Source organism: Acidovorax soli (genome assembly GCF_014207955.1).
GTDB lineage: Bacteria > Pseudomonadota > Gammaproteobacteria > Burkholderiales > Burkholderiaceae_C > Acidovorax > Acidovorax soli_A.
The window spans coordinates 47,690-60,444 of the sequence record NZ_JACHLK010000005.1 but is presented as its reverse complement, the minus strand read 5'-3'; the positions used below and the strand labels follow the sequence as shown (position 1 = coordinate 60,444).

The 12,755-nt window shown below is 69.7% G+C and carries 12 protein-coding genes; 4 read left to right on the top strand and 8 right to left on the bottom strand.

Going from position 1 to position 12,755, the window contains the following annotated elements:
• Positions 1 to 12: 12 nt before the first annotated feature.
• Complete coding sequence (locus HNP48_RS14300; RefSeq protein WP_184857985.1) at positions 13 to 1,194, top strand: sensor histidine kinase; 1,182 nt, start codon at positions 13 to 15, stop codon at positions 1,192 to 1,194.
• Positions 1,191 to 1,940, top strand: coding sequence for a LytTR family DNA-binding domain-containing protein (locus HNP48_RS14295; RefSeq protein ID WP_184857983.1), 750 nt, complete (start codon positions 1,191 to 1,193; stop codon positions 1,938 to 1,940). Before HNP48_RS14300 ends, HNP48_RS14295 begins: the two co-directional genes overlap by 4 nt.
• A 16-nt stretch (positions 1,941 to 1,956) precedes the next feature.
• Here the strand turns inward: HNP48_RS14295 and arsC are convergent, their stop codons facing one another.
• The 8 genes from arsC to polA all read right to left on the bottom strand — a co-directional run bounded on the left by arsC (position 1,957) and on the right by polA (position 11,267).
• On the bottom strand, positions 1,957 to 2,316 hold the full coding sequence (gene arsC, locus HNP48_RS14290) for an arsenate reductase (glutaredoxin) (protein ID WP_184857981.1): 360 nt from the start codon (positions 2,314 to 2,316) through the stop codon (positions 1,957 to 1,959).
• Between the two features lie 174 nt (positions 2,317 to 2,490).
• The gene (locus tag HNP48_RS14285) at positions 2,491 to 3,336 is read right to left on the bottom strand and encodes a ZIP family metal transporter (protein ID WP_184857979.1); all 846 of its coding nucleotides are present in this window, start codon (positions 3,334 to 3,336) and stop codon (positions 2,491 to 2,493) included.
• 125 nt (positions 3,337 to 3,461) lie between these two features.
• Positions 3,462 to 4,358: a dienelactone hydrolase family protein gene (locus tag HNP48_RS14280; RefSeq protein ID WP_184857977.1), complete on the bottom strand. Its 897-nt coding sequence runs from the start codon at positions 4,356 to 4,358 to the stop codon at positions 3,462 to 3,464.
• Positions 4,359 to 4,468: 110 nt separating this feature from the next.
• Entirely contained in the window at positions 4,469 to 5,413 is a 945-nt protein-coding gene (locus HNP48_RS14275; protein ID WP_184857975.1) for an amino acid ABC transporter substrate-binding protein, read from the bottom strand.
• 82 nt (positions 5,414 to 5,495) lie between these two features.
• Entirely contained in the window at positions 5,496 to 6,263 is a 768-nt protein-coding gene (locus tag HNP48_RS14270) for an aspartate/glutamate racemase family protein (RefSeq protein WP_409362556.1), read from the bottom strand.
• Positions 6,264 to 6,284: 21 nt separating this feature from the next.
• The gene (locus HNP48_RS14265; protein ID WP_260420234.1) at positions 6,285 to 7,175 is read right to left on the bottom strand and encodes an amino acid ABC transporter substrate-binding protein; all 891 of its coding nucleotides are present in this window, start codon (positions 7,173 to 7,175) and stop codon (positions 6,285 to 6,287) included.
• A gap of 138 nt (positions 7,176 to 7,313) precedes the next feature.
• Entirely contained in the window at positions 7,314 to 8,243 is a 930-nt protein-coding gene (locus tag HNP48_RS14260) for a LysR substrate-binding domain-containing protein (RefSeq protein ID WP_184857971.1), read from the bottom strand.
• Positions 8,244 to 8,444: 201 nt separating this feature from the next.
• On the bottom strand, positions 8,445 to 11,267 hold the full coding sequence (polA, locus tag HNP48_RS14255; protein ID WP_184857969.1) for a DNA polymerase I: 2,823 nt from the start codon (positions 11,265 to 11,267) through the stop codon (positions 8,445 to 8,447).
• Positions 11,268 to 11,333: 66 nt separating this feature from the next.
• On the opposite strand from polA, the gene HNP48_RS14250 reads away from it, so the two are divergent.
• Together HNP48_RS14250 and HNP48_RS14245 are read left to right on the top strand one after the other, a co-directional pair.
• Positions 11,334 to 11,693 (top strand): hypothetical protein, encoded by a 360-nt coding sequence (locus tag HNP48_RS14250; protein WP_184857967.1) that lies wholly within the window; start codon positions 11,334 to 11,336, stop codon positions 11,691 to 11,693.
• An 89-nt stretch (positions 11,694 to 11,782) separates the two neighbouring features.
• Positions 11,783 to 12,736: a homoserine kinase gene (locus HNP48_RS14245; RefSeq protein ID WP_184857965.1), complete on the top strand. Its 954-nt coding sequence runs from the start codon at positions 11,783 to 11,785 to the stop codon at positions 12,734 to 12,736.
• Positions 12,737 to 12,755: the final 19 nt, after the last annotated feature.

Genomic DNA, 12,755 nt, shown 5'->3' with positions numbered 1-12,755 from the left:
CCGGATGCCGCAATGCAAAACACGCAAATTTTATCGACCCAGCCTCCCGAGGCCGAATCGGCCCCGTCCAGAGGCCCTTCGCGCGGTGGCGCGCCGGCTGCCGGCAGGGCCCTGGTGTTCGACGCCTGCCAGGTCGGCGTGGTGCTGCGGGCGGTGCTGTTCGTCGAGGTGGTGGTGGGTGTGGGCACCCTGTTCGGCGCCCGCAATCCCGCCGAGTGGCTGGCCAGCATGGCCCTGGTGACGGGCGGCGCCCTGCCGGCCACGCTGGCCTGGCTGATCACGGCCTGCAGCCTGAAGACCGTGCTGCAAGGCCTGGGCACGGGCCAGCAGTATGCGGCCGGGGTGACCCTGGGCGCCCTGGCGGGCCTGTATGCCTGTGCCATGCTGACGCTGGCCGGCGTGGCCGAGCGCTCGCCCTGGCTGGCCAGCGCGGCCAGCGGCGCCCTGCTCGCGGCCCTGCTGGTCGCGGCCCTGGTGCTGCGCGCGCGCGGGCGCACGCCGGCCGCCACCACGGCACGGCTGACCGAGCTGCAGTCGCGCATCCGCCCGCACTTTCTGTTCAACACGCTCAACAGCGCGATCGCGCTGGTGCGCAAGGAGCCGGCCAAGGCCGAGTCGCTGCTCGAAGACCTGAGCGACCTGTTCCGCGTGGCGCTGGTCGAGCAGGGCGAATCGACCACCCTGGGCGAGGAGATCACCCTCGCGCGCCGCTACCTGGGCATCGAGGAGGTGCGCTTCGGCAAGCGCCTGCAGGTGCAGTGGAGCCTGGACCCGCGCACCGACAGCGCCCGCCTGCCGCCCCTGCTGCTGCAGCCGCTGGTGGAGAACGCCGTCAAGCATGGCGTGGAGCCCAGCCCGCGCGGCGGCAAGCTCAAGGTGATGACCGAGCTGCGCGGCAACCGCGTGGTGGTGCGCATCACCAACACCTTGCCGGCCAGCGACATCCGCTACCACGACGTGCCGCGCGGCCATGGCATCGCCCTGGGCAACGTGCGCGCACGCCTGGCCCTGCTGCACGATGTGCAGGGCGAATTCACGGCCGGGGTGCTCGACGGCCTCTACCAGGTGCGCATCACCCTGCCCGTGCAGGACCGGCCGGCCCGCGTGCCCAGCCGCCCCCGCCGCCCTGGCCGCCCGGCCCCACCGGCCGCGTCGCCTCCCCCTTCTGCCCCCACCCGCAATGCCGCGCCATGAACATCCTGATCGTTGACGACGAAGCCCTGGCCCGCAGCCGCCTGCGCACCCTGCTGGGCGACTGCGCCGAGACCCTGCACACCACCGTGTCCGAGGCCGGCAATGCCGGCGAAGCCATGGCCCTGCTCGGCCCCACCGGGGGCAGCGCCTTCGACCTGGTGCTGCTCGATATCCACATGCCCGGCCAGGACGGCCTGGGCCTGGCGCATGCGCTGCAGGCCCTGGCGCGCCCGCCGGCCGTGGTCTTCGTGACGGCCCATGCCGACCATGCGGTGAATGCCTTCGAACTCGATGCCGTGGACTACCTCACCAAGCCCGTGCGGCGCGAGCGCCTGCAGCAGGCCCTGGCCAAGGTGCAGCGCTCCGCCCGCCCCACGCACACCCCGGCCGCCCCTTCGGCCGCCGATGGCGAGGCCCTGGTGATCCAGGACCGGGGCCGCACCGAGCGCCTGCCCCTGGCCGAGGTGTTGTATTTCAAGGCGGAGCAGAAGTACGTGACAGTGCGCACCGCCACGCGCAGCTACATCATGGACGGGGCCCTGAGCGAGCTGGAGGCGCGCTACCCCACGCGCTTTCTGCGCATCCACCGCAATGCGCTGGTGGCGCGGCGCGCCGTGCGCGCGCTCGAAAAGCACTACGACCCGGAGGAAGGCGATGGCTGGGCCGTGCGCCTGCAGGGCATGACGGAGCTGCTCACCGTCTCGCGCCGCCAGGTGGCGGCCGTGCGCGAAGAGCTGGCGCGCTGACCTGTCCTTCCCGCCCTCAGGGCTGTGGAGGCAGGATCTCCAGCACCGTCTCCGCGGGCCGGCACAGCCGGGCGCCCAGCGGCGTGACCACGATGGGCCGGTTCATGAGGATGGGGTGGGCCACCATGGCGTCGATGAGCTGCTCATCGCTCACCCCTGGCTCGCCCAGCTGGAGCTCGGCAAACGCCGCCTCCTTGGCGCGCACCACGTCCATGACCGGCACGCCCATGGCGCCGATCAGCGCCCGCAGCGCAGCCCGGTCCAGCGGGGTCTTGAGGTATTCGACGACCTCGGGCTGCACGCCGCGCTCCTGCAGCAGGGCCAGGGTGTTGCGCGAGGTGCCGCAGCGGGGGTTGTGGTAGATCGTAGTAGTCATCGATTCTTGTCTTTCAGCTCTTCGCGAGCCACCGTTGGCAGCCGTTGAATTGCCATGGCTTAGGCCAGTGCTCCCGCGCAAGGGCCGCCCCGCCGCGCTGGGAGCGTCCCCCTCCCGACTCGCGCAGCGAGGAGAGAGAGGGGAAAGGCGCGAAGCGCCTCAGGGGGTGCCACTCTAATGCCCATGGGCCGCGCCGCTGACCAAGGTGACGATCACCATGCCCGCGATCAGCCAGGCGACCTGGGCCACGGTCTCGCGCGCGGACAGGCGTTTTTGCAGTTGGGGAATCAGGTCGGCCAGGGCCACGTAGACAAAACTGCTCGATGCCACCGCCAGGAAGTACGGCAGCAGGTCCTGCAGCTGCCCCACGAGGAAGTAGCCCACGATGCCGCCCAGGGCCGTGACGGCGCCTGCCAGCGACACCTTGACCAGGGCCATGCGCCGGTTCGGGCTGGTCTGGCGCAGCACCACCAGGTCGCCCATGTGGTGCGGCACCTCGTGCGCGAGCACCGAGACGGCCGCGATCATGCCCAGACGGATGTCGGCCATGAAAGCCGAGGCGATCAGGATGCCGTCACCAAAGCAGTGCACGCTGTCGCCCGTGAGCACGGCCCAGCCGCCGGCGCGCGGGGCGCCATGGTGATGGTGGTGGTGGCCATGCCCGTGGTCATGGCCCGCATGGTCATGGTCGTGGCCGTGGTCGTGCCCTGTGGCGGGCGCTGCATGGCTGTGCTCATGGCCGTGGTGCCAGAGCTCGGCCTTGTCCAGCAGGAAGAAGAACACCACGCCGATCAGCAGCGTGGCGAACAGGTCGTGCGCGCCCGCCTGGCTCTCGAAGGCCTCGGGCAAGAGGTGCATGAAGGCCGTGGCCAGCAGCGCGCCGGCCGCCAGGCTCAGGAGGTGCTGGGGCCCCACGCTGTCGCTGCGGCCGCCGAGCCCCAGGCGCATCAGCAGCGCGGCCAGCCACACGCTGCCGATGCCGGCCGCCAGGGTGGCGAGGATGATTGCTATCAGAGTCATAGCTGTATGTGCCCGTCCATTGAGCGTTATGGATTGATTCTTATGTCAATCGGGTGGCACCATGGGCTCTAAAAAAAAGCCGCCCCCTGGATGCAGGGGCGGCTGATTGTAGGAGAGCGGACCGGTCAGACGACGCCGTGCGTCTTGAACCAGGCCAGCGCCCGCTTCCAGCCGTCTTCGGCCGCTTCCTTGCGATAGCTGGGGCGGTAGTCGGCGTGGAAGGCGTGGGGCGCGTCGGGGTACACCACAAATTCCGAGGCCTTGCCGGCGGCGGTGCCACCGGCCAGGGCTGTTTTCATCTTATCAACCGTGTCAAGGGGGATGCCGGTGTCTTTTTCACCGTACAGGCCGAGCACCGGCGCCTTGAGGATGGGCGCGATGTCCACGGGGTGCTTGGGCGTGAGGTCGCTCTGCTGGCCCACCAGGCGGCCATACCAGGCCACGCCGGCCTTGACCGGGCCGTGCGCCGCATACAGCCAGGTGATGCGGCCACCCCAGCAAAAGCCGGTGATGCCCACGCGCGCGCCGTCGCCGCCATTGGCGGTGGCCCAGGCCACGGCGGCGTCCAGGTCGGCCATGACCTGCGCATCGGGCACCTTGGAGACGATTTCGGCCGTGATCTTGGCGGCTTCGGTGTACTTGGAGGGGTCGCCCTGGCGCGCGTAGAGCTGCGGGGCAATGGCCAGGTAGCCGGCCTTGGCGAAGCGGCGGCAGGTGTCGGCGATGTATTCGTGCACGCCGAAGATCTCCTGGATCACCAGCACCACGGGCAGGCCGGTCTTGCCGGCCGGCGCGGCACGGTAGGCGGGCACCTTGAAGTCGCCCACGGGGAAGCTGATCTCGCCCGCCGTCAGGCCGTCGGCCGGGGTGGCGATGGCCGTCTGCGCCATCAGCGGTGTGGCCGCGGCGGCATAGCCCAGGCCCAGGGCCGTCTGCAGGGCCAGGCGGCGCGAGGGGCCGGCGTCGGTGGTGCGGCCGGGCACCAGGGCCTCGGCATCCTGTCGGTGGTCGTCGCTCAGCATCGGTGATCTCCAAAAATGAATGGGGCAAGGCGAGCGCGCAGTCTAGGCGGTTTGCGCGGGGGCTGCCACCGCCCGCCCAAACCCATGGGGCAGCGAACGGCTTTTCGGCACTATGGGGGAACGTAGTCGCTCGGGTACTTGAGCGAATCCACCAGCAGGTGCGGCATGCGCATGCCCAGATTGATGCCGCGCGGCAGGATGGGCGCGGTGAACCATTTGTCGTAGAGGCGATGCAGCTCCCGCGTCGCGATGAGCCGGCGAAGTTCCCCATCCACCAGGGCCTTGAGCGCGGGGTTGTCCTTTTCGAAGGCGATCGCATAGGGCTCGATGGTCATGGGCTTGCCGATCACCCGAAGGTCCTCGGGCCGGGCATGGCTGGCGCGCAGGCCGAACAGCAGCACGTCGTCCATGGCGAAGGCGTCCACCTTGCCCTCGACCACCCAGGCAAAGCCCTGGGCATGGTCGCGCGCCGGCTCGATGCGGAGGCGCACGGACTTGGCCTGCGCCTCCCGGGCGAGCGAGTCGATGTTGGTGGTGCCGGCCGTGGACGCCACCACCTTGCCGTCCAGGTCCTCGATGCGCTCGTAGAACCGGCTGGACAGCACCACCATGCGCGAGGACGCGACGAAGTGCGGGATGGTGAACGCCACGCGCTGGCGGCGAGCGGCGGTGTTGGTGGTGGAGCCGCACTCGAGATCCACCTCGCCTTTCTCGATGGCATCGAAGCGGTTGCCGGAGGTGACCTGGCGGTACTCCACCCGGGTCTCGCGCAGGCGCAGGTGCCGGCCCAGGGCCTGGGCGACCTGCAGGCAGACATCGACGCTGTAGCCCATGGGCCGGCCATCGGCCACATAGGACAGGGGCAGGGACGACTCCCGGTGGCCGATGACCACAGCCCCGCGCGCCTGAATGCGTTGCAAGGTGCCCGCGGCAGGCGCTTCGGTGGCCGCCGGCTGGGCCAGGGCGGGGCTGGCGGCCAGCAGCCCGCACCAGGCGAGCAGCGCGGCAAGAGCGCAGGCACAGAGACGCCACCCACGGGCAGACACGCAAGCCATGGTCGAACTCCTTGGAGGAAAAGCGCTGCGGGCGCATGGCCCGCAGCCGATCACGTGGCCGCGGGCACCGCGTCAACAACAATCACGTGGCCGCGGGCACCGCGTCCAGATAGGCCTGCCGCGCCAGCGCAGCAGCCAGCACGGCCGAGGGGTTGACCAGCGCCAGGCCGGGCAGGCGGCCGCCCTCGGACAGCGCCAGCGGGATCTCGGTGCAGCCCATGACCAGGGTGGCCACGCCATGGCGCTGCTGCAGTGCCAAGGCCACCGACTCGAAGCGCTGGCGCGCCAGCACGTAGTTGCCGGCCTTCACGCCGTCGTAGATGCCCTGCATGAGGCGCTCGCGTTCGTCCTCGGTGGGCAGGTGGCAAGTGATGCCCGCGCGCTCGAGTTCGCCCTGGTACAGGCCGGCATCGTAGGCGCCGCGCGTGGCCAGCAGGCCCACGCTGCCCACCTGGCGTGCGGCCAGGCGGGCCACCACCTCCTGCACGCCGTGCAGCACCACCAGTTGCGGAAAGCGCTGCTGCAGCAGGCCATGCCAGGCATGGGCCGTGTTGCAGGCAATGGCCACGGCGCGCGCGCCCAGGGCCGCCAGCCGCCCGGTGGCCTGCAGCAGCGGCTCGGCGGGCTGGTGCGCGCCCGCCCGGGTGTCGTCCAGCGCGGCTGTGCGGTCCGGAATGGGCACCTGGGCCAGCCAGTGCTCGGGGTAGGCCTGGTCGTGCACGGGAATGCCCAGTTGCACCATGCGCTCGCTGCAGGCCTCGACGAACAGGCGCGCGAAGTCCGCGCCCGCCGCGGGCCCCATGCCGCCCAGGATGCCCACGGTCTGCGTGGCGGGGCGAAGCGGTGCCATCAACATGCTCGGTGGCTCCATTCAGACGGCCGGCTTGTCGCTCTGGGCCGTGAGGTTGTCGCGCAGCTCCTTGCCCATGGGCAGCCTGAGGTTCTGGCCGCGCGGCGCGATCGGCGACATGAACCACTTGGTGTAGAGCTTCTCGAACTCGCCGGACTTCATCATGCCGCCGATGACGCCATTGACCAGGGCCTGGAACTGCGGGTCGTCCTTGCGCAGCATGCAGGCATAGGGCTCGACCTGCAGGGCTTCGCCCACCACCTCCCACTCGGCCGGGTTGCGCGCATTGGCCATGAGCCCGTAGAGCAGGATGTCGTCCATGGCAAAGGCCTCGGCCCGGCCGGTCTCGACCAGCAGCATCGAGTCCTCATGGTCCTTGCCCATGAGCATCTCCATCTCCAGCTTGTTGTCGCGGTCGTACTTGCGCACCACCTGGGCGTTGGTGGTGCCCGAGGTGGTGGACAGCTTGCGCTTGGCCATGTCGCCAAAGCCCTTGATGCCCGAGCTCTTCTTGGCCAGCAGGCGGGTGCCGGTGTAGAAGTAGTTGGTGGCGAACTGCACGTCCTTGCCGCGCACCGTGTTGTTGGTGGTGGAGCCGCATTCCAGGTCCACCGTGCCGTTCTGCACCAGGGGAATGCGGTTGAGCGAGGTCACGGGCTGCAGCTCGACCTTGATCGCGGGGTTGTTCAGGCGCTTCTTGACGGCGTCGGCCACGGCGCTCGCGATGTCCACCGCAAAGCCCACGGGCTGGCCGGGGCCGGCCAGGTAGCTGAAGGGAACGGACGATTCGCGGTAGGCCAGCGTGATCTTGCCGGTGTCGGCGACCTTCTTGAGCGTATCGGCCTGGGCGGCGCAGCAGGCGAGCAGGCAGGCGGCCAGCAGGGTGGCACGGGCGGCGGCGGAGGTTGGCATGGGGTTCCCTTTGCGACGGAGAAAAGAAATGGAATGGAAAGGCGTGGGTGCACTGTAGAAATTCAGCGCCGCCTTGAACAATTCATTTCTCCGGGTGGGCCATGCCGGAAAGTTATGGGGGCCGCCTGCCCCCTCCGATCACGGTCGGGGAGCCGGCAGCGCCTTGCTGGCCATGGTCTCGGCCACGGCCTGGCGCATGCAGGTGGCCATGGCGCTGGCCAACAGCGAGGCCGGCCGGTTGACGGTGCGCAGCGACTGGATGGGCACGGGGATGTGCGGCGCCAGGGCCAGCACGTCCACCTGGCTGCGGTCGGCCGAGGCGGCCGTGCAGGCATCGACCAGCGCCACGCCATGGCCGTGCTGCGCCAGGGCCAGCGCGGCGTGGTAGGTCTGCACCGTGATGGCCGTGCGCAGGCCCACGCCGGCCTCGCGGCAGGCATGGCCCATGACGGTGCCGATGGGATCGCGCACATCCAGGCGCACCACCGGCGTGTCCGCCAGGTCCGTGAGGTGCACGCAGCCGGCCTGCACCAGTGGCGGCGCCAGCAGGCCCTTGGGCGCCACGCAGACCATGTAGCCGTCGGCAATCAGCTCCTGGCTCAGCGAGGGGTGGGCAATGGAGCTGAACACAAAGCCCACGTCCGCCTCCTGCAGCACCAGGGCCGAGATGATCTGGGGCGAGTGCAGCGCGTCGATGGTCACGTCCACATCGGGGTGCAGCGCACGGAAGCTGCGCAGCGCACGTGGCAGCACCTCGTAGCTCAGCGCCAGCACGGTCAGGATGTGCAGCGAGCCTTCGCGCCGGTCGCCCTTGAGGCTGGCGGCCAGGCGCTGCACGTCGTCGAGCTGGGCGAACAGGCGCTCGATGTGCGGGTACAGGGTCTGCGCCTCGGTGGTCGGCACCAGCCGGCCCTTGAGCCGGTGGAACAGCGCAAAGCCGAGCTGCAGCTCCGCATGGGCCAGGATGCGGCTCACGGCCGGCTGGGTGACGTTGATGAGCCGCGCGGCAGCGCTCACGCTGCCGGTGAGCATCACGGCGTTGAAGACTTCGATGTGGCGCAGGCGCATGGCTTCCTACCTTGCAATGAACGGGCCAGACATGCAAACGCCTCTCGCAGGTCATAGGGCCTGCGGCCGACAATACTGGCGCTGCCCAAGCCAGGACCGCCGCGCAAGGGCCGCCCCGCCGCGCTGGCGGTGTCCCCCTTCCCGAATGGCGCAGCCATTCGAGAGAAGGGAGAAGGCGCGAAGCGACTCAGGGGGTTGTCCTCAGTGGGCTTTGTCCCAGTTGGGGCCCACGCCGACCTCGGCCAGCAGCGGCACCTTGAGCGACGCCACCTCGGCCATGAGGCGCGGAATGTGGCTGCGCACCCAGTCCACCTCGCCCTCGGGCAGCTCGAACACCAGTTCGTCGTGCACCTGCATGATCATCTTGACCTGGGGCTTGTGCGCGTCGAGTTCCTTTTGCACCGCCACCATGGCCATCTTGATCAAATCGGCCGCCGTGCCCTGCATGGGGGCGTTGATGGCCGCGCGCTCGGCGCCGCTGCGGCGCGGGCCGTTGGGCGAGTTGATCTCGGGCAGGTACAGGCGCCGGCCGAACACGGTCTCCACATAGCCCATGGACTTGGCGGCGGCCTTGGTCTCGTCCATGTACTGCTTGACGCCGGGGTAGCGCTGGAAGTACTTGTCGATGTAGGCGGCCGCGGCCTTGGTCTCGATGCCCAGGTTCTTGGCCAGGCCGAAGCTGCTCATGCCGTAGATCAGCCCGAAGTTGATGACCTTGGCATAGCGGCGCTGCTCGCTCGTGACCTGGTCCACCGCCACGCCAAAGACCTCGGCCGCGGTGGCGCGGTGCACGTCCAGCCCGGCATGGAAGGCGTGCAGCAGCGACTGGTCGCCGCTGATGTGGGCCATGATGCGCAGCTCGATCTGCGAGTAGTCGGCACTCGCGATCACGCTGCCCGCGGGCGCCACGAAGGCCTCGCGCACGCGCCGGCCTTCGGGCGTGCGGATGGGGATGTTCTGCAGGTTGGGGTCGTTGCTCGACAACCGGCCCGTAACGGCCACGGCCTGCGCGTAGTGGGTGTGCACCCGGCCGGTGCGCGGCAGCGCCAGCAGGGCCAGCTTGTCGGTGTAGGTGCCCTTGAGCTTGACCAGGCTGCGGTGCTCCAGCAGCTTGGCGGGCAGCGGGTAGTCCTCGGCCAGCTTTTCCAGCACCTCTTCGTCGGTGCTGCGCGCGCCGGTGGCGGTCTTCTTGACCACGGGCATGCCAAGCTTGTCGAAGAAGATCTCACCGAGCTGCTTGGGGCTGCTCAGGTTGAAGGGCTGGCCGGCGATCTCGTAGGCCTCGGTTTCGAGCTGCAGGATGCGCTGGCCCAGCTCGTGGCTCTGGTTGGCCAGCGTGGGCGCATCGATCAGCACGCCGTTGCGCTCGATGCGGTAGAGGGCCTCGCTGCTGGCCATTTCCAGCGCGTAGATGGCGCTCAGCTTCTCATTGGCTTCGAGCAGGGGCCACAGGGCCTTGTGCACGTCCAGCGTCTGGTCGGAGTCCTCGCAGGAGTATTCGGCGGCCTTGGCCACATCGACCTGGGCAAACGGGATCTGGTGCGCGCCCTTGCCGCACAGGTCTTCGTAACTGATGCCGCTGCGCCCCAGGTGGCGGTCGGCCAGGCTGGCCAGGCCGTGCGGCTTGTGCACTTCGAGCACATAGCTTTGCAGCATGGTGTCGTGCACATAGCCCTGCACCTCGATGCCGTGGTTGGCGAACACATGGCGGTCGTACTTGGTGTGCTGGCCCAGCTTGTGGTGGCGCGGGTCTTCGAGCCAGGGCTTGAGGCGTGCCAGCACCTCGTCGATGGGCAGTTGCGCCGGGGCCTCGGGCCCTTCGTGGCGCAGCGGAACATAGGCCGCGGCACCGGGCTCCACGCTGAAGCTGATGCCCACGATCTCGGCGCGCATCTCGTCGAGCGAAGTGGTCTCGGTGTCCAGGGCCGTGAGCGGCGCCACGTGCAGGGTGGCCAGCCAGCGGTCGAACTCGTCCCAGGTCAGGATGGTGTCATAGCGCCCCTTGGGTGCCGGTGCCACGGCGGCGGCAGCAGCGGCCTCCCCCTGCGCCGCGGGCTCGGCGAACAGGTCGGCGGTGTCGGTGTCGCCGGCCTTCTTGCGTGCGGCCGGGGCGGCTTCTGCGGCGGCGGCCGGCTCGGCCGCCGCGCCCAGCGCGCGCGCCAGGCCCTTGAAGCCGTACTTCTCATAGAAGTTGCGCAGGCCATCGACCTGCTGCTCGCCCATGGCCATGGCGTCGAGCGCGGGCAGGCCCGCGACATGCTCGGCCAGGTCGCAGTCGGTCTTGATGGTGACCAGCTGGCGTCCCGTGGGCAGCCAGTCCAGCGTGTTGCGCAGGTTCTCGCCGGCCACGCCCTTGATCTCACCGGCGCGCGCCACGAGTTCGGCGAGCGAGCCGTATTCCATGAGCCACTTGGCGGCCGTCTTGGGGCCCACCTTGGGCACGCCGGGCACGTTGTCCACGGTATCACCCACCAGGGTCTGGTAGTCCACCATCAGGTGCGGGGGCACGCCGAACTCGGCCGTCACGCCGGCCACGTCGCGGCGCTTGCCGTTCATGGTGTCGATGATGGTGATGTGCTCGTCCACCAGTTGCGACAGGTCCTTGTCGCCGCTGCTCACGATGACTTCGATGCCCTGCTGTGCGGCCGTCACGGCCAGGGTGCCGATCACGTCGTCGGCCTCCACGCCGGGAATCGCCAGCACCGTCCAGCCCAGCATGCGCACCACCTCGTGGATGGGGTCGATCTGGGTGCGCAGGTCGTCGGGCATGGGCGCGCGCTGCGCCTTGTACTCGGGGTAGATCGCGTCGCGGAAGGTCGGGCCGCTGGCATCGAAGATGCAGGCCGCATAGTCGGCGTGCACTTCCTTGCGCAGGGCCTGCATCATGTTGATCATGCCGCGGATGGCGCCCGTGGCCGCGCTCGTGGGGTCGCCTGGCACGGCCCGCAGGTCGGGCATGGCGTGGAAGGCGCGGTACAGGTAGCTGGAGCCGTCCACCAGCACCAGGGTCTTTTTATTGCTCATGGGGAGCCATTGTGCACGGCCAGGGCACCCGCAGTACCCTGGCGCGGCGCGCTCTACAATCGGCCCATGCGCGCTGTTCACCTCTCCCTGCTGCTGGCCCTGGCTGGCGGCCCCGTACTGGCCCAGACCCCGGGCCAGAATGCCCCTGCGGGCACCCCCCGGCCCGCCGAGGCACTGACCACGCCCGAGCCCCTGTCCGGGCGCACCAACCAGCGCACCGAACGCATCCAGATCGAGGATGCGGGCAGCCGCGTCGACGAACTGCGCGTGGGCGGCCAGACGCAGAGCATCAACGTGCAGCCCAAGGCCGGCAACATGCCCAGCTACGAAGTGCAGTCGCCCGACGGCGCGCGCGGCCGCACCGGCGCCCTGAACGGCGCCGAGACCAACACCGCCCCCCGGGTCTGGAACGTCCTGAAGTTCTGAGCCCCGCTCCGTGTCCGCGCGCGCCTGCGCGCCGCACGCCCTGTTCCGCCCCTTCTTCCTTCTCCTTCCCGCACTTTCCCCGCTGAGCGATGGCCGTTTTCACTGAAGTCTCCAATGAAGAGGCGCGCGCCCTGCTGCGCCGCCTGAACCTCGGCGAGCTGGTCGCGCTGCGCGGCATCGAAGGCGGGATCGAGAACACCAACTACTTCCTCACCAGCGACCAGGGCGAGTTCGTGCTCACGCTGTTCGAGCGCCTCACGGCCGAGCAATTGCCCTTTTACCTGCACCTGATGAAGCACCTGGCGCACGGCGGCGTGCCCGTGCCCGACCCGCGCGGCGACAAAAGCGGCGACATCCTGCACAAGGTGTGCGGCAAGCCGGCCGCCGTGGTGAGCAAGCTGCGCGGCAAGAGCCAGCTGGCCCCCGGCCCGGTGCACTGCGCCGCCGTGGGCGCCATGCTGGCGCGCATGCACCTGGCCGGGCGCAACTACGACCGCCACCAGCCCAACCTGCGCGGCCTGCCCTGGTGGAACGAGACCGTGCCCGTGGTGCTGCCCCACATCGACGCCAGCCAGGCGGCGCTGCTGCGCGCGGAACTCGCCTACCAGAACCATGTAGCGGCCTCGTCCGCCTACGCCGCCCTGCCCACCGGGCCGGTGCATGCCGACCTGTTCCGCGACAACGTGATGTTCGACGGCGAGGAGCTCACGGGCTTCTTCGATTTCTACTTCGCCGGCGTCGACACCTGGCTGTTCGACCTGGCCGTGTGCCTGAACGACTGGTGCATCGACCTGCCCACGGGTGCCCACGACCCCGAACGCGCACGGGCGATGCTGGACGCCTACCAGGCCGTGCGCCCCCTCACCGCCGCCGAACGCGAGCTGCTGCCGGCCATGCTGCGCGCCGGCGCCCTGCGCTTCTGGATCTCGCGGCTGTGGGACTTCTACCTGCCGCGCGAGGCCTCCATGCTCAAGCCGCACGATCCGACGCACTTCGAGCGCGTGCTGCGCGGCCGCGTGGCACAGCCCGTGCACGCCGGCTGAGCCGCGCGCTGCCCAGAAA

What these genes read in the sequence shown, in the direction of transcription:
- HNP48_RS14265 (WP_260420234.1), bottom strand. Translation starts at nt 7,175, where the DNA reads ATGCCAACCTCCGCCGCCGCCCGTGCCACCCTGCTGGCCGCCTGCCTG.
- HNP48_RS14300 (WP_184857985.1), top strand. Translation starts at nt 13, where the DNA reads ATGCAAAACACGCAAATTTTATCGACCCAGCCTCCCGAGGCCGAATCG.
- HNP48_RS14275 (WP_184857975.1), bottom strand. Translation starts at nt 5,413, where the DNA reads ATGGCTTGCGTGTCTGCCCGTGGGTGGCGTCTCTGTGCCTGCGCTCTT.
- HNP48_RS14285 (WP_184857979.1), bottom strand. Translation starts at nt 3,336, where the DNA reads ATGACTCTGATAGCAATCATCCTCGCCACCCTGGCGGCCGGCATCGGC.
- arsC (WP_184857981.1), bottom strand. Translation starts at nt 2,316, where the DNA reads ATGACTACTACGATCTACCACAACCCCCGCTGCGGCACCTCGCGCAAC.
- polA (WP_184857969.1), bottom strand. Translation starts at nt 11,267, where the DNA reads ATGAGCAATAAAAAGACCCTGGTGCTGGTGGACGGCTCCAGCTACCTG.
- HNP48_RS14245 (WP_184857965.1), top strand. Translation starts at nt 11,783, where the DNA reads ATGGCCGTTTTCACTGAAGTCTCCAATGAAGAGGCGCGCGCCCTGCTG.
- HNP48_RS14260 (WP_184857971.1), bottom strand. Translation starts at nt 8,243, where the DNA reads ATGCGCCTGCGCCACATCGAAGTCTTCAACGCCGTGATGCTCACCGGC.
- HNP48_RS14295 (WP_184857983.1), top strand. Translation starts at nt 1,191, where the DNA reads ATGAACATCCTGATCGTTGACGACGAAGCCCTGGCCCGCAGCCGCCTG.
- HNP48_RS14280 (WP_184857977.1), bottom strand. Translation starts at nt 4,358, where the DNA reads ATGCTGAGCGACGACCACCGACAGGATGCCGAGGCCCTGGTGCCCGGC.
- HNP48_RS14270 (WP_409362556.1), bottom strand. Translation starts at nt 6,263, where the DNA reads ATGGCACCGCTTCGCCCCGCCACGCAGACCGTGGGCATCCTGGGCGGC.
- HNP48_RS14250 (WP_184857967.1), top strand. Translation starts at nt 11,334, where the DNA reads ATGCGCGCTGTTCACCTCTCCCTGCTGCTGGCCCTGGCTGGCGGCCCC.